The organism is Pelatocladus sp. BLCC-F211 (assembly GCF_041928655.1).
Taxonomy (GTDB): Bacteria; Cyanobacteriota; Cyanobacteriia; order Cyanobacteriales; family Nostocaceae; genus Pelatocladus.
The window spans coordinates 12,785-31,529 of sequence record NZ_JBHFLM010000150.1; the positions used below are offsets into that span (position 1 = coordinate 12,785).

Genomic DNA, 18,745 nt, shown 5'->3' on the forward strand with positions numbered 1-18,745 from the left:
TAAGAAAAAGTGTCTACAAAAAGAGTGGGCAGTAGTGCCTACTCTACAACATTATTAACTTAGGTAGCTTTGATCAGCTAACAGCTAATCAACTAACTGTTATTGTGTAATTGCGCTCTTCCCATTTGTTACTATCAATCCAAAAGAATGTAAAGGTGATTGGCTGTTGTTGATGATCGGACACAGGAATATCAACAAAATTCACGCCCAACTTTGTAGAAGTAGAAGGTGTATCTTGAAGAGTCTGCCAATTATCATCTGACCAGTGCAATTGAAAAGATGCTAAAGCTTGAATTCGCAAAGTTTGACCTTTTTTAACTTGGCTTACCTGTCGGTTAAATTTCCAAATTTCTAATGATTTACATTGCTTTCTTTCGCCTAAATAGCGATTTGCTACTGCTGGGATAAAATCAAACACCTGACCATCATAAGTTGACCGCAGCAGTTTGATATACTCTGCGTGCGCCCACATTAAGGGCATTGCTGAACCTGTTGGTTTTCCTAAATACATATGCACATCAGGTTTATCTGTTTCATCCCAAACTTGTTCTGGTAGCAAACAAGTGTCTGAAGCAAATCTTTCCATCGCCTTAATATATGTTTTGACATCACCGCCAACAGCTAGTTCATAATGTCCGCGTTCTCCTGTCAAGAGAGGCCAAGCACGTCCTTTACCCCAACCCGTATAAGGACTGCCATCTTTTTGCTGTCCGTAGCCGTCATGGTTGTAACGATGCCAACAAGACCCAACGGGTGTATCCACTTTTAAGACTGCATCAATTACTTTGACAGAATCAACAATAATTGGGTCATCAGGTTTGCGAATGCCGTAGCGTACCAATTGTAGAAATCCGCCATCGACAATTTCTTTTGCTGGAAATTCTCCTGATTCACCAGGCGGTTGACTGCTAATGAAAAGAGTTCCCTGATTTGGATTTTCGTTGGGTTGGGGATTATTGATATCTGTAGGAGTAATGCGGATATAATGCCGTTTGATACCAGGAACTAGAGTTCCTTCGGTAGTTACTGTCCAATCTTCAATGTGAGATTCTAAAAAATCGGCGTATTCTTCGATAAATTCTGCTGTGGCTTCATCGCCATGTTCACGGGCAAATTGGGCAGCACAAATTAAGCCAGCAATGTTACAAGCGAGTGTGGAAGGTGAATAACCACTACATTCTTCCCAGCGTTCTTGTTGGGTAACGGGGCCATGACGAATTAAATAACCCGCAGCCCTGAGAATCATTGGATAAATATCAAAGTTCAGTGGTACTTTTTCTTGGTGTAAAAGCCATGCTAAAAGAATCGGAAATGCGACTTCATCTAATTGAATACCTTGCCAGTAAGGTTCACCATCAACCCAGAAATTTTGAGCAAAACCCCCGTCTTCTTGCTGACTAGTGGCAAGATAAATGAGCGATCGCACTGCTGTATCTGTTTCCCCAGCTGCCACTAAACCTGCTACACTGCTAACCATGTCCCGCGTCCAAACAAGGTGATATCCGCCTTGGTCTTGGTCATCTTTGGTTTCACCCCAAGGAATAGCCATAGATGCAATTAAAGCACCAGGATAAGTCTTGTCTTCATGTGCCAACAACAAACTCACGCTGCTGTGATACAACTTCCCTTCATCGCAGGAAACATTTTCTAATGATTTGATATCGTTGCGCGATTGCTTCCACTGTTCGTTATATTGCTGCTTCTGATGTTCAAAAGGCAGATTAAGCGACTGAAACAGGGTAGAAATTGCATTGTGTACAGATGTACCAAATGCCAGTCCTAAAGTAAACTCTTGACTTTGAGCTAGATTGAGTTTTCCAGTCAAAGCTAAGTTACCATCTACCGCACTATCAAACTGCCAATCCATCCAAAAATTGTCAGCTAAATCTGTCCAACCATCACTCCGACCAACATAGCCACAGGAAAGACGAGTAAACGGAACTGTTGCGCCCAGCGCCAACCAAGTTCCTCCTTTTTCTGCTACAAGAATATTTAGTCCAGCTACTTCTACCGTGTATCCATTATTATCCCTACCGCCTACTTCCAGATGGGGCGCACATAAAGCGTATAAATGTAGTTGGGAAATAAACTCGCGCTCTCCTGTTAACTTTGTGTGTTGTAATATACAGGATAAATGCGGGTCAGCAATCACTTCCTTAATCACGGCATAGCGCCCTTGGGGATCGGAATTAGTGATGCGGAATCCTAAACCATGAGTCCATAAATGTTCTACTTGCGATCGCAGATGGCGTTTCTCTTCGTGAAAAAAGCTTTTGCCATCAGAAATGAGGTATTGCAAATCCCGAATTTGAGGTTTGTCTACTGTCGGATGGTAGATTTCGGTCACAACACCGTTCCAGATAGTAAACCAAACTTGGCTGGAAGTAGAGTAAGCTGTTCCGACTCCATCTTTATTTGCATGAGTCCATCGCGGATCGATACCCGGTGAACCAAAAACCTGTGTTTGATTAAGAATTTTCATGATTTAGCTTTGAGTAGCTTTTTGGTTATTTTGCGATTCTGTTGTTAATGCTTTCCAAGCAAATCGAGCCAATCCTGTTAGTAGATGCCAATTATCTAGTTTGCTGCTTCGATTGACTGTTTGATGTAACTGTCGAGCTACTTCTGTATTAATATCTGACTCTGTGATTCTTTCGTCTTGAAATTCTTGCTGAGATTGATGCCCCAAATAAGCCCCCAACGCTACCAAAGCAACACCAGCACCTAATCCTAAAATTAGCCAATCTTGATTTTCGGTTGCCCAAAGTTGAGTGCTGTAATCCTGTGCTTGGTCATCAAATCTACCATGAGCGCCGCGATCGCCACTTAGGGGTTCCCACAAATTACTCAAGCGATTCTGATTTTCTGGTTGCTCTGTTTGCTGGCTCTTGTATCCAGTTTTACCGAGATAGCGGTCTAGTATTCCTGGGGCGACTTTAGTTCCCAAGATAGCCTCAACTGTCGAACTACCTACATAGAGTTCGCGCCGTTTGTGAGTAGCTGCCCAGACAATCGCCTCCGCTGCCACTTCCGGTTGGAAAATTGGCGGTACTGGCTGGGACTTATGGGGCATATTGTTCTTAATCCAGTCAAACTGCGGCGTATTGACTGCTGGCATTTGTACCATTGTGATGTGAACATTGCTACCGTCATGGTGTAGTTCGCAACGGATAGAGTCTGTGAACCCACGAATGGCAGCCTTAGCACCGCAATAGGCAGATTGTAAGGGAATTGAGCGATAAGCAAGGGCAGAACCTACTTGGACAATCGTACCGCGATCGCGTGGCTTCATCCTTCGCAATGCTGCCATTGTGCCATACACATATCCCAGATATGTCACCTCGGTAACACGGCGAAATTCCTCTGGTTTAATCTCTAAAAATGGCGACAAAATTGATGCCATCGCATCATTGACCCAAATATCAATCGGGCCAAATTCTTTTTCAACAGCAGTAGCAGCAGCCTCTACTTGTTCTGGATCGGAAACATCAGTTGGTAGCACCAATGCTTTACCACCAGCTGACTCAACTTCTTGACGCGCCCCTTCTAGCCCATCACGGCTGCGGGCGACTAATCCAATATGCGCCCCTCGTTTGGCAAATGCGCGGACAGTGGCTCTTCCTATCCCGGCGGAGGCTCCGGTAATGACTACGACTTCAGGTTTTGATACACTCATAATCTACTTTTTAGGGAATCACGATTTTTTAATAGAATGGTTTATGTAACTATACACAAACGCAGAGAGTAATATGAGAGTTACTTAAGCAGTTCGAGAAGATTTGCGAGTAGCAGCTAAGGATTTAGCTTCAATAAATATTTGTTTAATTTCAGGATGTTTTTGACGTATTTTCGCTTCTAAATTATCTACAGTTGATGCGATTTCTTCACCTGTGAGATTTTTTGAAAATTGAATTTCTAAGTTAAGTAATACTTCCTGTGGAGCAAGTTGCATTGTTAGCACACGGATAACTTCTTGGACTCTTGGTTCTGTTTTGGATAAAGAACGGATATTAGCTATAGTTTGAGGATTAGCACTTTCTCCAACTAATAGTCCTTTACTTTCGATTGCTAGTAATACTGCTACTATAGCTAAGATAATGCCAATAAGAATTGAGGCAATACCATCAAAATAAACATTGTTAAATAAATGTCCTAAAAAAACTCCTATTAAAGCTACAAGTAAACCTAAAATTGCCGCAGAATCTTCAAATAAGACTGTAAATATTGTAGGGTCTTTACTGTTTTTAATTGCTTCCCAAAAGCCTTGATTGCCTTTAGTTGGTAAAAATTCCTTTAAAGCTACAGTCCAAGAAAAACCCTCAAATATGATTGCTACACCTAGCACAATATAATTCCATATCGGGTCTTCTAAGGGACTAGGGTTTATTAGATGAGTAATTCCTTCATAAATAGACATTCCTCCACCAATAGCAAAAATGAAGATAGCAACAATTAAAGTCCAGAAGTAAAGTTCTTGCCCGTAGCCAAAGGGATGACTATCATCTGCTGGCTTTTGACTCATGCGAATTCCCAGCAGGAGTAATAATTGATCGGTAGTATCTACAACTGAATGAATACCCTCAGATATCATCGCTGAACTATTGGTAATGTAAGCAGCGATAAATTTAGTGATAGCGATCGCTAAATTAGCTCCCATCGCTGCAAAAATTGTTTTCTTAGATGAATCTGAAGCCATGACGTAAGTATTAGCTGTTAATTTACTATCTAACTAGGTAATTTTCTCAGAGATTTTCTTCTGTTCTTAACAAAAGCGTAATGCATCATCAGATGATGTTCGCTATGTTCATGTTTACTACCACTATTCATCATTTGCAGCATATGAGGCCCACCAGTTTTAAAAAATCGTATAACTAATAAAACTGCTAAAGCCAAAAACAAAATATTCAATACTGTGGTGTAGTTAAATTGAATAGATGCTTCAACTACTTTGGCGTTATGTTCTTGTGGGATTAACCCCAAAATTTGGAATAAAATTTCAATAATTAGTGCCGCACTCACCATTGCTGTGTAGAAAGCAATAAATAGAAATGCGCTAACTTTTAGCCCGTAGTATTTGCGGTAGATATCTAAAATTGGTAGCACAATTAAGTCAGCAAAAATGAATGCAACTACGCCTCCAAAGCTAATACCCCCATTCCACAGCACAGCCGCTAGAGGAACGTTGCCTACAGAACAAACAAAAGAGAAGATTGCTACGACTGGCCCGACAATTGGCCCCCATAATTTTGACCATATAGGGTGATCTGTCAGAAAGAATGCTTGCCAAAAGTCACTGGGTATCCAAGCAGCCAACGCACCTGCAATTACTAATCCCAGTGCAATATCCAACCACACCGAAACCCAGTCCATCACAAAATAGTGGCTAATAGCTGTAAACCCTCGATCGGAAAAAATCCTTTGCCAAATGGAACCTTCTGTTACCGACATATTCATATCGGCGTGTCCTTCCATTTTGCCAGCGAGTCCCCGGTTCGCCTGCTGTTTAGCTGCTTTCACTAGCTTAGGTTTCAGGAAGAATCTAAATAGCAGCACTAATATAAAAATCATCAAAGGCCCGCCGACAAACTCAGCTAGAGTAAATTGCCACCCCATTAATACTGCCAAGATAATACCCAGCTCAATAACTAAATTAGTTGAGGCAAACTGGAATGCCATTGCTGCGGTAAAGTTAGCGCCTTTGCGAAAGATGGAACGGGCAAGGGCGACAGAAGCGTAAGAACATGACGATGAAGCTGCACCCAAACCACAAGCTACTGCGATCGACTTTGGTGACGCATCTGGTAGTAACCGACTCATCTCCCCTTTGGAAACCACCGCTTGAACAATGCCTGATAGCGTAAAACCCAGAATCAACGCCCAAAGAATCTCCCAAAACATGGAGAATGTCATGCTGAGTGCGAGAAGAATTCCATTAATTGGATCGGTAAAAGGGTTAATAGCCTGCATTTTGATTTCTATCTTTAGTTAGTACCGTTTTCTAGCAATTCTTAATTTGTAGCCGAAACTTGTAAGTCGCCGTCTTGATAAGTAACTTCCCATCGGGTTTGTTCTCCCTCACGCCAAAAACGCAATGACACTTTCGCCTCTCCCACAGACAGATTTATTAATTCCAAATCTGGTAGGCACTCTGGTAAATTAGGCTGTACTTTTAACTGTTGCTGTGGTGCATCGGCTTCGAGTCCTAAGATGCTGCGAATGATTAAGAAAATTGAACCAGCCGCCCAAGCTTGGGGTATATTCGCATCTGGATAGGGGACTGGAAAGTTATCGTCTCGGCGTTCAATTCCGGCAAACAATTCTGGCATTCGTCCAGCTTGAAAGTAACTAGCAGCAGCAAAAATGCCTTCAGCAATTTGGTTAGTTTCTTTGTGGTAGCCGTAACGCTTTAATCCGGCGGCAATCATAGAGTTGTCGTGCGGCCAAACACTACCTCTTTGATAACTAATTGGGTTATACCCTTGATTTTGAGATGAAAGAGTCCTTATACCCCAACCACACCACATATCTGCTTGAAAAAGTCGCTCTGCAACTTTTTTCGCCCTTTCTTGGGGTACAATACCAGACCAGAGCAATTGTCCGGGATTTGAGGCGATAGACTTAATTTGTTGCTTGTTGTTATCTAAGCCAAGACAGTAAAAGCCTTCATCTTCCATCCAAAAGCGATCGTTAAAGCGTTTATATAGTTCTTCTGCTTTTTGACGTAGCTTTTTGGCTTGTTCTTGTTCTCCCCACACCTCATAAATTAAAGCTGCCCTTTGCCAAGCATCGTAGACGTAACCTTGCACCTCACACAAAGCAATTGGCGGTTCTACTAACTTGCCATTTGGGTAAACCATTGATTCACCCGAATCTTTCCAGCCTTGATTGCGTAATCCGTGACTAGAACGAGTTAAATACTCAACAAATCCATCTCCATCAAAATCGCCGTACTTCTCAATCCAAGTTAGTGCTTTCTCTACTGGCGATCGACATTCATTCAGCATACTCAGATCGGCGTTCCAGCTATAAGTCTCAGCCAGGGTAACAATCCAGAGAATAGTAGTATCTATAGTCCCGTAATAGGGACTGTACGGTAGCTGATTGAGCTTCGTTAACTCGTCACGCCGCAATTCATGCAGCATCTTACCGGGAGTAGCATCGTGCCAATCATCTAACTGTGTTGCTTGTAGTTGAGCTAACCTGACAAGCGTACCACGGGCAAATTTGTGGTAAACTGCCATCGTTTGCAAGCTGGAAATTACAGAGTCACGTCCAAAGACAGCCATAAACCAGGGAATACCAGCCGCAGGCATCCAAAATTGCTGCCCATTGTCTTCTACCTGAATTCGTAAAGCCCCCATATCAACGAGCGCCTGCTGATAAAATCCCCTAATCTCAGCATTAGAAGATTGCAACATTGTCGCATTACTTAGAAATTCATCCCTGACTTTTCCGGCTTCTGTAGTGTGAGGCACAGCACAGGTTTGTTGAGGTTTGAGGACATCCCCATTGGCTAAGACTGTGAAATTGATACAGGTATGCCATGTTTTTCCTGGAGTAATAACTACATTAAACATTAAACGACCGTTGGCGTAGCTTGCTTGGGAAGTGGAACAAACTGGCTCAGTCACGATGCCTCTGACAAAAGAACTGCTACGGTAGTTGGTAGTGAGTACACCGTCTTTCCATACTGTTTCAGTATTACCCCGCATGACTATGTTTTTTGCTCTCACCTCAAAAATATCTGCAAAGTCAGAACGAATCGCTAACATCAGTTGAAACTCAACTGGTTGTGGGTGGTAGTTAGCGATTTCAATATCTTCGTGTATTCCCCCTACAATGTCGCGCCGGATAGTTATAAACAAACTACCAGCAGGTAAATTTCCATTAACTGTAGGAAGTTGTGGATTAGTGAATTGATAAAGGGCAGTGTGATGATTGAGATTGCTAGAGGCTAGCAGCACCAGTCGGTAGCGATTGAGAGAAATTTCGTAGTAAGAAATTAGACGTGTGTCACGAACGAAAAAACCTTGTGCTTGATTGTCATCAATGGAAGCATCACTAGCTGTTACAAGAAATGAGGAACCATCATTAATCGTGATTAAACCAGGGTTGACAGTAACTTGTGTGGGCATAACTTCAACCGTTCTCCGTAAAACCCGGATACAAAGTCATGCCACCGTCTACAAATATTGTTGTACCGTTGACATAATCGGAATCATCAGAAGCAAGCCAAACTGCTGCTTTGGCAATATCTTCTACATCCCCGACTCGTTTTGCCGGAATTAATTGAAGTAACTTTGCCTCGGCTTGTGGGGTGTCCCAAGCTGATTTATTGATGGGGGTTTTAATTGCACCAGGGGCGATGCTATTCACACGGATTTTATGGGGAGCTAGTTCTTGAGCAATACTTTGCATCATCATATGAATACCGCCTTTACTAGCAGCGTAGTTAACATGACCTGCCCAAGGAATCACCTCATGCACTGAACTAATGCAAATAATCTTACCTGCGGCAGATGAAATCTGCGGTTGCACTCCTCGACGTAAGAATTCCTTGGCGGCTTCCCTAGCACATAAAAATTGTCCGGTTAGGTTGACTCCAATAACTGTATTCCATTGGTCGAGGGTCATATCTACAAAAGGTGAATCTTTTTGCAAACCTGCATTGTTCACTAAGATGTCAATAGTTCCAAAGTGCTGGAGTGTCTGTTTAAACATCGCTTTTACTTGGTCTTCTTTGCTGACATCAGCTTGAATGGCAAAAGCTTCACCATTATTCGCTCTTATATCATCAACTATTTTGTGGGCTTCTTCAGCTTCAGAATGGTAGTTAATAGCTACTGTTGCACCTGACAAAGCCAAATAACGAGCTATAGCTTCACCAATGCCAGAACTAGCACCAGTTACAAGTGCCTTTTGACTTTTGAGTAGGTAAGGAGAATAGCTCATAATGTTTCCTGAAGTTCTTAAAATCGAGGGTTTTATTGTCGCCAATGCTGAAAAGATATGCTTTCTATAATTTTTTTGAATACTATTTATGCAATTCAATATTTAATAACAAGTACTAAAGAGCCTAAAAAATTACACAAGTATATATTAAATTTTCAACAGCTATGACTTTGATTCTGGCATTACTTTAGAAGTTTACCGTGACGTTCGCCTCCAGCTAATGGAGGAATAAAGAACTCCTTCCCAAGGGCTAGAAAAATTTCATATAATTTTCACAATTAGATGAAATTCATAAATTATGAAGGTAGTAGCCCTTATCTCTTAAATAAAAATAGATTTTGTCAGATTTATATTTATTACTTTTAAAATTTTAAAGTGTGAGTAACAAAAATCAACAAATCATTTTTGTTCTAAATCACCCTTGGGATAGTATTCTTTAATCTATTTATTAGATAAGAGTTACTAAGAATACTTTTGTGGAGAGGAATTTAAAGCGTAAAACTCAAGAATGAATTCTTTTATGAGCAAAATTAACTTATACTACAGCATCTAGCGATCGCCAGGAGAAAGCGATGTTCGCTCTGACATTAAATAGCCAAAATCTCCCGTACCCCGACCCCATCCACCCCATTGTTGTGCATTTCGTAATTGCGATGGTGTTTTTCTCATTCATTTGCGACGTAGTGGGTTATTTCACATGCAATGCACATTTATTTGAAGTCGGTTTCTGGAACATGTTTGTTGCGGCGATCGCAATTTTCGTTGCCATAATTTTTGGACAATTTGAAGCAGGACTGGCACAAATTTATCCAGCAGTGCAGCCAACGCTCAATTTTCACACACTTATGGGTTGGTCACTAGGGGCGATCATTGCAATTATTACAGCTTGGCGGTTTGTGATTCGCAATCGTAACCCCCGCAAAGTTCCGCCTGCTTACCTTGGTGCAGCAACTTTCTTAGTATGTTTAGTGTTGTTGCAAATATATTTAGGAAGCAAGCTGTTTTGGGTATATGGCTTGCACGTTGAGCCAGTAGTTGAAGCGATGAAGCAGAGGATATCGCCATGAACTCGCAACTAATTGACTCTTTAAGATTGAGATTAGGCATTAACGGACTGCCCTACGAAATTCCCATGCACCCACAGTTAGTGCATTTGACATTAGGCTTATTTATTATTGCCATCTTGTTTGACATAGCAGGATCAATTTTTCCTATAGAAAGACCCATCTTTAAATTCTTGGGCTTGGCTGCTTTGCGTTCTGGCTTCTTCGATGTTGGCTGGTACAACCTGCTAGGGGCATCTGTGGTAACTTTTTTCACTGTCGCCTTTGGTTTTTTCGAGCTAATACTGGCAAACCCACCAATTGATCAAAAGAGTGATTGGGGCTTAAATGCCTCTTGGACAATGGTTGTGCATGGTTTGGGTGGTGTTTTATTGTTGGGGATCATCGTTGCTATGACCGTTTGGAGAGGCTTACAACGCTACCAATGGCGCAAAGATGCTTCTAGACAAGTGCAGTGGAGTTACTTGTTGGCAGGTATTGCAATCATGGGTATCTTGTACGTCCACGGAACTTTAGGAGGACAATTGGGATCAGAATTCGGGATTCACGTCACTGCTGCTAAGTTACTCCAAGAGGGTGCAAACCCAAACTTACTACCCAAATAAACGAGAAGCACTCTGAGTTTATGTTGAGATTTTTAGAGTATTTACTAATTGCTGGTTATATTGCAGTGTTACTCGTCATCAGCCATTGGATTGGGCAGCAAGCATATTCTTGGATGCCTACCGAAGCTACGGCAGAAGCGCAAAAGGTAGATAGTTTGTTTAGCTTCTTAACATCAGTTGGCGCGTTTATTATTCTTGGGCTTTTGGGCATGATGTTGTACTCGATACTATTCTTCCGCGCACCCAAAAATGACTACAGTGAGGGACACCCATCTAGAGGCGATCTAAAAATAGAAATTTTGTGGACAGCGACTCCAACAGTGTTAGTTTTGTGGCTTGCTTTCCAAGGCTTCAATATTTATCAGCAACTAAATATTCTGGGTTTAGGACAAATCGTACATTTGCATACACCTCTAGAAGAACCAGCATACGCCGTAGCCAGCAATGACAAACCTAAACCAGCTGCTGAAACTATTGAAGTTTTCGTGAAGCAGTGGGATTGGTCTTTCCGCTATCCAAATAATGTTACCAGTCATGAATTACACCTGCCCGTAAATCTTCGTACTCGCCTGAATATGCACGCCAAAGACGTACTCCACAGTTTTTACGTCCCTGAGTTCCGTTTACAGCAGTATATCGTCCCTGGACGTAACATTGACCTCGTAGTTACACCTACTCGCACAGGTAAATACAAGCTCAAAGATGCTCTATTTAGCGGTACTTACTTTGCTTTGATGGATGCCAATGTACATGTTGAATCCCAGCAGCAATATAACCAGTGGCTGACCAAAGCAGAACAAGAAGCAACAAGCATCAAAAATCAGGCGGTAGCTGAGTATTCCCAACCGCCAAAAACATTGTTTAAGAGTGGCTGGTACACTGTTGCACCTGAACAAAGAGCGATCGCGCGGAGCGCAGTGCCAGAGGCGATGCTCCAAGGGAGCCGCCCAAAGGGCTAACGCCAAATAAAGGAAAGTAGTAAATGACACATGATTCTATAGACGCAACATCTCAAAACGAGCCTGAAAATAACTGGCGACGATACTTCAGCTTCAGCACTGACCATAAGGTGATCGGCGTTCAGTACATGGTGATGTCTTTCATATTCTTCTTGATTGGTGGACTGTTGGCGATGCTTATTCGTGCCGAACTGATTACGCCCCAATCAAATGTGGTTGATCGTCCCCTCTACAACGGCTTGTTCACCTTGCATGGGACAATCATGATTTTTTTGTGGATTATCCCATTCAATGCAGGTATCTCTAATTACCTAGTACCGTTAATGCTAGGAGCGCGGGATATGGCGTTTCCTCTACTCAACGCCATTTCTTTCTGGATTCTGCCACCAAGCGGAATTTTATTAGTATCTAGCTTCCTACTACCCAATGGTACAGCACAGTCCGGCTGGTGGTCATATCCCCCAATTAGTCTGCAAATTCCTCCTGGTCAGCCGATTAACGGTGAATTTATTTGGATTGTGAGTGTAGTACTGATTGGCATCTCCTCAATTATGGGGGCTGTTAACTTTGTCACTACCATTTTTTGGATGCGCGCCCCAGGAATGACTTTTTTCCGAATGCCTGTGTTTGTTTGGTCAGTTCTCAGCGCCCAGTTGTTACAGCTGGTTAATTTGCCTTCTCTAACAGGTGCATTGATACTACTTTTATTTGACCTCAGTTTTGGGACGCAATTCTTCAAACCCTTAGAAAATGGCGACCCGATCATTTACCAGCATTTATTCTGGTTCTACTCTCACCCCGCAGTTTACATCATGGCGCTACCAGCCTTCGGTATTTTTGCCGAAGTTTTGCCAGCCTTTTCTCGTAATCCCCTATTTGGCTATCGGTCATTAGCGATTGCTTCTTTAGGCATCGCTGTAGTCAGTATCTTTGTTTGGGTGCATCATATGTTCACCAGTGCGACTCCTGGCTGGATGCGGATGTTATTTATGGTGACATCAATGTTAGTTGCCGTGCCTACTGGTGTCAAAGCATTTGGTTGGACTGCCACAATTTGGAAGAGTAAGCTGCACCTAGAGACACCCATGCTATTCGCTATGGGAGGTGCAGCCATGTTTCTGCTTGGTGGTGTCACTGGTGTGATGCTGGCAGCCGTACCATTTGATATCCACGTCCACAATACCTACTTTATAGTGGGACACTTCCACTACATTGTCTTTAACACCATTACAATGGCAATCTTCGCTGCCATTTACTTCTGGTTTCCTAAGATTACCGGACGGATGTACGCCGAAGGTTGGGGCAAATTGCATTTTTGGTTAACCTTTATCGGTGCTAACCTGACTTTCTTCCCCATGCTGCCACTAGGTTTACAAGGAATGGTACGCCGCATTTCCTCCTATGACCCACGCTATCAAGGATGGAATATTGTTGCCAGCTTGGGAGCATTTTTACTGGGAGTATCCACACTGCCTTTTATTGCTAATATGGTGGGTTCCTTACTATATGGACAAAGAGCAGTTAACAATCCTTGGCGAGCTACTGGACTGGAATGGACAACGACCTCACCACCACCGCGAGATAACTTTGAAGAGATTCCGGTTGTGAAAAGACCCCCCTACGATTATGGTGATCCCAAATATTCAGTTATAGAACCTACAGAGTCAGACGAAGAGAGGCGTAGAGAAATATGGGAGAGATAATTGCCATAAAACCTGTTTCCTGTTCCCTGCTGTATTTGAATTATGAACCGTCGCACCATTTATATAGATGAAAGTCCAATCCGTTTTGAAAAGTGGCGGAAATACCTACCGAATTGGCTCAAGCGTTTCCTGCCAAGTCGAGGTGGACGCGCTGAAGATCATCATGGCAAAGCAATTTTCGGATTTACCGTATTCCTGCTGTCAGAAAGCATAGTCTTTTTGAGTTTTATCTTCACATACGTTGGCCTGCGATTGACACACTCAGGAAATTGGCTTCCACCTGGTGTTTCGGGGCCGGAATTATCTACCCTGGTGATTATTAATACAGTTGTTTTACTTTCGAGCAGCTTTGTCATTCAACCAGCAGAAAATGCTCTCCAGCGTGGCAGATTAAAGAAATTTCGCTGGCTTTGGTTGATGACAATTGTAATGGGAACTTACTTCTTAATTGGTCAAGGAATTGAATGGAGTAAATTGGATTTTGGATTAAGCACAGGACTAGTTGGTTCAACATTTTATGTATTAACAGGTTTCCACGGTTTGCACGTTTTTGCTGGTGTGATTCTCCAGATAACTATGCTTGTTCGTTCATTTATTCCAGGTAATTACGACAAAGGTCATTTTGGTGTGAGTGCTACTACTTTGTTTTGGCACTTTGTTGATATAATTTGGGTCTTTTTATTCTCACTTCTCTACCTTTGGCAAGCATAAAATTTTTTCAACAATAAAATCTACTTTAGAAATAAATTATGAGATTTTTAACTCAAGAATTACCAACAGAAAATAATCCCTCAAACGGAATTCGGGAAGCTCCACCGCCAGGTCAAGATTCACTAATTGCACGTGGTTTACAAAAAGAACAATATGTAGCTATTACTGTTCTAGCGGTGATTGTGTTTATTGCTATTGGAATTTTTAGCCGCAGAGTTGAATATGCTATTTTGTTCGCGGTTATTCTCAGTGCTATTTTAATTGCTTTCTTTTTATTTGTATAGCAAAACTTTCATTACTCTTTAATCTTTTTCCGATATCTGGAAAAGGGATATAAGGATTTAGGAGAAATCATTTTATGAACAGCCCAGTTTATCAAACTGTGATTGTCGGCGGTGGTTTTACCGGACTATTTACAGCCTTACACCTGGCTCATGAACATTATCCCCGCTCTGTAATTTTAATTGATAAGAATGAGCGATTTTGTTTTAAGCCGTTACTTTATGAGTATTTCGATGGCGAAATGGATAGCTTTCAAGTAGTACCGCGTTTTTCGGAATTACTTCAAGGTAGCGGTGTCATCTTTGTTCAAGATACGGTGCAATCGATAGACCTACATCAACACGAAGTCAAATTAGCTTCGGGAAATTCCTACAAATACAGCAATTTAGTATTAGCTTTAGGTAGTGTTACTGGCTATCATCAAGTCGAGGGAGCCAGAGAATATGCTCTACCCTTCTGGACACAAGCAGATGCGATCGCTCTTGACCGACATTTACGCGATTGTTTACAAAAAGCCATCCAAACGGAAGATGTAGAACAACGCCACAAACTATTAACAGTAGTTGTGGTTGGTGGTGGTGCTTCCGGTGTAGAAATGGCAGCAACTTTAGCTGATTTTCTGCCACATTGGTATAGTGCTTTAGGAGGTAATTCGGCGGAAATTCGGGTAATTCTTCTCAATCATGGTGAAAAAATTCTTGATGGCGATATTAACGACCCTTTGCGTCCAATTGCTGAGGAAGAACTACAAAAACGTACTGTACCAATTGAAATTCTTAGGGAAGCAGAAGCTACTGCTGTTCGTCCCAATGCAATTGAATATAAAAGCAAGAATGAAATTAAGACACTGGCAACACATACCACAATTTGGACTGCTGGTACTTCTATTCATCCCCTGATTCAAGAGTTACCAATTTCCAAAGAACATCGCGATCATCATAACCGCCCTCTAGTTTCTCCTACGCTGCAACTACTCGACTTTCCAGAAGTTTTTGCAGGTGGTGATTGTGCAGCAGTTGTGGATAATTCACTACCACCTACAGCCCAAGTAGCTTATCAACAAGGAGCTAATATCGCTCAAAATTTGAAGTCACTTGCTCTAGGAGAAGAACCCAAACAAAAGACGGTTAACATCCGGGGAACTCTTTTAAAGTTGGGATTAAATGATGCTGCTGCTAACTTATTCAATGTTTTTGAAGTTGCAGGCGAACCTGCTCATTTAATCCGTCAAGGCACTTATTTAACACTGCTACCAACTCCAATTCATGACTTTAAAGCCACTACAGAATGGCTGGATGAAGAGGTATTTCATCACCACCTCGACCCCCACAATGTAGGCAAAAAAGTTGTACAAGCGGTGGAATTAGTAGGTGCTGGAGTTGTTGGTGTTTTAGTTGCAAGGAAATTACTACGAATGTTGGGAGATGAGGAGAAAAAAGAATAGGAAGTGAAGGCATTTTTCCGATCAAAAGGAGCATTAATTGATGAATATGCCTAATCAAACTGATGTACAAGTACAAAGAATAAGAGCTATTGGCTTAACGGTGACAAACTGCGATCGCTCTTTGGATTTCTACACGCAAGCACTCTTGTTTGAACTTGTTTCTGACATCACTGTTGCAGGACAGGATTACACCGACCTAGAAGGCGTGATTGATGCAAAAATTCGCATTGTGACTCTGCGGCTAGGTGATGAACTCATCGAATTAATGGAGTATCTCAATGTGGAAGGAAAACCTATTCCCAGCGATTCCCAAAGCAATGACTTGTGGTTTCAACATTTGGCGATTGTGGTAAGTGATATGGATCGCGCTTACGCTCACTTGCACTCATTTCCTATTGCACCAATTTCAGTTGAGCCGCAGACAATACCACCAGGGAATAAAGCTTCTGGTGGTGTCCGCGCTTTCAAGTTTAAAGATCCTGATGGTCATGATTTGGAGTTAATTTGGTTTCCGCCTGATAAGGGACAAGATAAATGGCATCAGAAAAAGAATCGCTTGTTTTTGGGAATCGATCATAGTGCGATCGCTATTTCTAACACCGACCAAAGTCTACACTTTTACTGCGACCTCTTGGGAATGCAAATCGATAGCCATAGTCTCAACTGGCGTGCAACCCAAGCTCGTATGGATGATTTGCCAGGAGCCGAAGTCCAAATTACGGCACTGCAACCAGTTCAAGATGGTGTAGGAATTGAACTGCTGGATTATCTTGTGCCTGGAACAGGTCGTCCTATACCGAGTGACTGGAAAAGTTGCGATATTGCGAGGGTGCAAGTTGAATTTGTTGTCAATAATCTTGAGCAGCTAGTGAATAAGTTAAAGCAAAACAGGGTTCAGTTTGTATCACCAAGAATTGTACAGTTTAGCGATCGCTCCCGCCCTTATAAACAAGGTTGTTTAGTTAAAGACCCTGACGGACACGTAGTATTGCTGATTCGGCATCGGCTCTCACCCTGACTAAGACTGACTTTTGCTGGAGATTAAACACATGGAGACAACAACCAAAACGGACGTTATTATCGTCGGAGCGGGGCCGACCGGGCTTTCACTGGCTGTGCAATTGATACGTTACGGCATCGACTTTGTAATCTTTGACAAAAAAGAAAGTATCACCGATTTATCAAAGGCTTTGGTCGTTCACGCCCGTACCCTGGAGATTTACGACCAAGTAGGTTTAGCACAACAAGCCGTTGCAGATGGCGAGATTGTGCAGAAAGGCAACCTGATGCACGATGGCAAAATCAGCGCCCACCTTGATTTTTCTAACTTCGGCGGGCAACTCAGTCCTTTTCCTTTTATGCTCGTTTTTGAACAAAACAAAAACGAGCGTCTGCTTTACGAGCATCTTCAACACAATGGCAAAGAAGTACAATGGCAGACCGAAATGGAAAGCCTAACGCAAGATGCAAACGGCGTGAAAGCAGTTCTAAAAAACGCCAACGGTGAAACACAAATTATTAAAGCCCAGTATCTAGTAGGTTGTGACGGTGCAAGCAGTCCAACGCGCCATCTCCTCGACCTGAGTTTTACAGGTTCAACTTACCCACGCTTGTTTTACGTTGCGGATGTGGATATGGAGTTCCCAGCAGACGAGGCAACGTTTTACGCCACTCTAGGAGAAAACTCGTTCGTGTTGATCGTTCCCATGCAAGGCAACAAGCACTGGCGCTTAATCGGCAACCTGCCCGAATACGATGAGCAAGGCGATCGCGAAGTCACCTACGATGAAGTTGAAAACAAAGTCAAGCAATTAGTGCAGCGCCCACTGGAAATCACAAACGTGCGCTGGTTTTCGAGTTACAAAGTGCATACTCGTCGCGTCGAGAAGTTTTACAAAGGTAGATGCTTTCTGGCTGGCGATGCTGCCCATATTCACACACCTGCGGGAGGTCAAGGAATGAATACGGGTATCCAGGACGCTTATAACCTGGCATGGAAGATTGCGTTTGTTTTGAGAGGTTATGTCAAGGATTCCCTTCTGGAAAGTTATAACGAAGAACGTCTAGCCAATGCCAAACGGCTCTTGCAGACAACCGATCAGTTTTTTGATGTCGCGGCGGGCGATCGCTGGTATCTCCAGTTTTTCCGGGACAACATTTTGCCAAACCTCGCCAGCGTTGTAACGCGATTTAGCGCAGCAAAAGAGTTTCTCTTTCAGCTAGTTTCTGAAATTGGAATAAATTACCGTGACAGCTCTTTGAGTCGGTATCAAAATCGCTTCTTTGAAGTCAAAGCCGGAGACCGAATGCCCTATTTTCTGGTGGATGGCGCGAATATTTATGATCGCCTCCGCGCTCCAAAATTCCACTTAGTTGTATTGTCTGATGGGAAACACGGCTATGAAGATTTGCAGGTAGAACTAGCAAATGAATACGGCGATTTCATCGATTTCAATGTCGTTCCCCTTTACCCGCGCGTTGTAGAAATCTTTGGCATCAATCAGTCTTGTAAAATCCTACTGAGACCCGATAACTACATCGGAATGATCTCTACAGAATTATCCTTGGACGATCTCAAAGTCTATATGAATGAGTTGATCGCCATTGACAAGAAGCCCAAAACTCTGTCTGTTTAGCTTAAATCAACAGAAACATCAACATCCAAGAATTTTATCGGAGTCAGAGAAAACCTAGAACACAAACTAACCTTGGGAGGATGACTGACAGAGCAAACATATCTATAAGTAACTGCAACACTTCTAATTTCACAGACATGATTAAGCAAAAAATCACTGTGAGAAGATTATGAAACCAAAGCCTTATCCCCCAGTTCACAACAACCACAACACTCAAAGCGCAGATTTAGCCAACCTGAGTCTTGAAGCCCACATTCCGCACTTCAATAAGTAGCATGGGTAAACTACATAAACAGAAAATGCGCTCATGAGAATTTGAACAATCAAGTAACCAGAAAATAAATAAATTATCCACATCCAAATTCCAGCTTTTTTACACCATAAAAAAG

The 18,745-nt window shown here is 42.3% G+C and carries 15 protein-coding genes; 9 read left to right on the top strand and 6 right to left on the bottom strand.

All coding sequences use genetic code 11. The features are described 5' to 3' along the window. Nucleotides 1-88: 88 nt before the first annotated feature. The 6 genes from ACE1AT_RS18860 to ACE1AT_RS18885 all read right to left on the bottom strand — a co-directional run bounded on the left by ACE1AT_RS18860 (nt 89) and on the right by ACE1AT_RS18885 (nt 8,952). Nucleotides 89-2,482, bottom strand: a complete 2,394-nt coding sequence (locus tag ACE1AT_RS18860; protein ID WP_374871040.1) for a glycoside hydrolase family 15 protein — start codon at nt 2,480-2,482, stop codon at nt 89-91. A gap of 3 nt (nt 2,483-2,485) precedes the next feature. Then, nucleotides 2,486-3,676 (bottom strand): SDR family oxidoreductase, encoded by a 1,191-nt coding sequence (locus ACE1AT_RS18865; protein WP_374871042.1) that lies wholly within the window; start codon nt 3,674-3,676, stop codon nt 2,486-2,488. Between the two features lie 84 nt (nt 3,677-3,760). Next, a complete protein-coding gene (locus ACE1AT_RS18870) occupies nt 3,761-4,696 on the bottom strand; it encodes a cation diffusion facilitator family transporter (RefSeq protein ID WP_374871044.1) in 936 nt (311 codons plus the stop codon). A gap of 29 nt (nt 4,697-4,725) precedes the next feature. Further along, entirely contained in the window at nt 4,726-5,967 is a 1,242-nt protein-coding gene (locus ACE1AT_RS18875) for a permease (protein ID WP_374871046.1), read from the bottom strand. A 41-nt stretch (nt 5,968-6,008) separates the two neighbouring features. Further along, nucleotides 6,009-8,135, bottom strand: coding sequence for a glycogen debranching N-terminal domain-containing protein (locus ACE1AT_RS18880; RefSeq protein WP_374871048.1), 2,127 nt, complete (start codon nt 8,133-8,135; stop codon nt 6,009-6,011). Nucleotides 8,136-8,139: 4 nt separating this feature from the next. Further along, nucleotides 8,140-8,952: an SDR family oxidoreductase gene (locus ACE1AT_RS18885; RefSeq protein WP_374871050.1), complete on the bottom strand. Its 813-nt coding sequence runs from the start codon at nt 8,950-8,952 to the stop codon at nt 8,140-8,142. A 629-nt stretch (nt 8,953-9,581) separates the two neighbouring features. Here ACE1AT_RS18885 and ACE1AT_RS18890 point away from each other — a divergent pair. From ACE1AT_RS18890 to ACE1AT_RS18930, 9 genes are all read left to right on the top strand, one after another. Then, entirely contained in the window at nt 9,582-10,019 is a 438-nt protein-coding gene (locus ACE1AT_RS18890) for a DUF2231 domain-containing protein (RefSeq protein WP_374871068.1), read from the top strand. Then, nucleotides 10,016-10,621, top strand: coding sequence for a DUF2231 domain-containing protein (locus ACE1AT_RS18895; protein ID WP_374871052.1), 606 nt, complete (start codon nt 10,016-10,018; stop codon nt 10,619-10,621). The genes ACE1AT_RS18890 and ACE1AT_RS18895 overlap by 4 nt, the downstream gene beginning before the upstream one ends. A gap of 20 nt (nt 10,622-10,641) precedes the next feature. After that, nucleotides 10,642-11,580 carry a cytochrome c oxidase subunit II gene (locus ACE1AT_RS18900; RefSeq protein WP_374871054.1) on the top strand — a complete coding sequence of 313 codons (939 nt, stop codon included), beginning with the start codon at nt 10,642-10,644 and terminating at the stop codon, nt 11,578-11,580. 23 nt (nt 11,581-11,603) lie between these two features. Next, nucleotides 11,604-13,283: a cytochrome c oxidase subunit I gene (gene ctaD / locus ACE1AT_RS18905; RefSeq protein WP_374871056.1), complete on the top strand. Its 1,680-nt coding sequence runs from the start codon at nt 11,604-11,606 to the stop codon at nt 13,281-13,283. 42 nt (nt 13,284-13,325) lie between these two features. Further along, nucleotides 13,326-13,994 (top strand): heme-copper oxidase subunit III, encoded by a 669-nt coding sequence (locus ACE1AT_RS18910; protein ID WP_374871058.1) that lies wholly within the window; start codon nt 13,326-13,328, stop codon nt 13,992-13,994. A gap of 38 nt (nt 13,995-14,032) precedes the next feature. After that, nucleotides 14,033-14,278 (top strand): hypothetical protein, encoded by a 246-nt coding sequence (locus ACE1AT_RS18915; RefSeq protein ID WP_374871060.1) that lies wholly within the window; start codon nt 14,033-14,035, stop codon nt 14,276-14,278. 74 nt (nt 14,279-14,352) lie between these two features. After that, the gene (locus tag ACE1AT_RS18920; RefSeq protein ID WP_374871062.1) at nt 14,353-15,720 is read left to right on the top strand and encodes an NAD(P)/FAD-dependent oxidoreductase; all 1,368 of its coding nucleotides are present in this window, start codon (nt 14,353-14,355) and stop codon (nt 15,718-15,720) included. A gap of 40 nt (nt 15,721-15,760) precedes the next feature. Continuing rightward, nucleotides 15,761-16,738 (top strand): VOC family protein, encoded by a 978-nt coding sequence (locus ACE1AT_RS18925; protein ID WP_374871064.1) that lies wholly within the window; start codon nt 15,761-15,763, stop codon nt 16,736-16,738. Between the two features lie 31 nt (nt 16,739-16,769). Beyond that, nucleotides 16,770-18,356 (top strand): FAD-dependent monooxygenase, encoded by a 1,587-nt coding sequence (locus ACE1AT_RS18930; RefSeq protein WP_374871066.1) that lies wholly within the window; start codon nt 16,770-16,772, stop codon nt 18,354-18,356. The last annotated feature ends 389 nt before the right edge of the window (nt 18,357-18,745 follow it).